Raw genomic sequence first — 864 nt, forward strand, 5'->3', positions numbered from 1 at the left:
TAGATTTTAGAAAGAGGAAGTGACGGAAGGATCACGTTTTTTAGAGGAGCTCATTTTGGACGATGACCCCCGAACCCTCTATATCCAGACCTGGGGCGGGACCAATACAACTGCCAGAGCCCTCAAGTCTATTCAGGAGCGCTACGAGGGGACGGCAGAATGGCCTCCCTACATTCCGAAGAGGTGGACCCGCATTATGTCTTCGATATAACAGAAGAGGGCGCAAGTCTCACGGTTCATATCCCTGACGATGCAAAGTCAGACGATACCTTCCATATCATTACTGAGGTGCAAAATGTGACCGAGACTCCATTCAAAACCTATGTGCGTCGTATTCTCACGGTCAAATAATTTAGATGAGCTAGATTATTGCTCTTAAAAATGCTCATTGTCAACTGTAGTGGGTGGACATATAACTAAGCCCTGGAGAGAACCATCTTGGTTCTCTTTTTTGTGAAGTTCAAAGCGAGGTAAATCCGTTTTTTAAAGTTTTCAAAGTTCCGAAAACCAAAGGCATTGCGTTTGATGTCTTTGAGAGCCAATCGCCAGCAGTATTTTAAGGCACGATAGTCAATGGATTTCTTGTCAAATTACTTCATGAGTTGAATACGAGTTTGATTGAGAGTACGGCTGAGGTGTTGGACGATATGAGTAAGTGCTTGATGATTGATGAGTTTCTAGGCAATTTTTTTCGGTGCGTTATTCGCGCCGATTTTTTTCGAGTCCACTTTTGTGGGCCGAAAAAGCAGTGAATTTTTTGAACCGTGAGGGTCAAAAAAGGGGTGCAACCCATAGCCCTCGGCAGAGCGTTTTAGTTTTGTACGTTGCGCAGCAATGTCAAAACTACAAAAACGTTACTCTTTG

General features: G+C 43.9%; 2 protein-coding genes. Both read left to right on the plus strand.

Features of this window, described 5'->3' with window-relative positions; all coding sequences use genetic code 11:
* Positions 1–19 precede the first annotated feature (19 nt).
* Positions 20–211 carry a nucleoside hydrolase-like domain-containing protein gene (locus LIZ08_RS10210; RefSeq protein WP_079266279.1) on the plus strand — a complete coding sequence of 64 codons (192 nt, stop codon included), beginning with the start codon at positions 20–22 and terminating at the stop codon, positions 209–211.
* A complete protein-coding gene (locus LIZ08_RS10215) occupies positions 160–351 on the plus strand; it encodes a hypothetical protein (protein WP_000157573.1) in 192 nt (63 codons plus the stop codon). The genes LIZ08_RS10210 and LIZ08_RS10215 overlap by 52 nt, the downstream gene beginning before the upstream one ends.
* Positions 352–864: the final 513 nt, after the last annotated feature.

It is taken from the genome of Streptococcus sp. 210928-DFI.4.42, assembly GCF_020554365.1.
GTDB classification, from domain to species: Bacteria; Bacillota; Bacilli; order Lactobacillales; family Streptococcaceae; genus Streptococcus; species Streptococcus parasanguinis_S.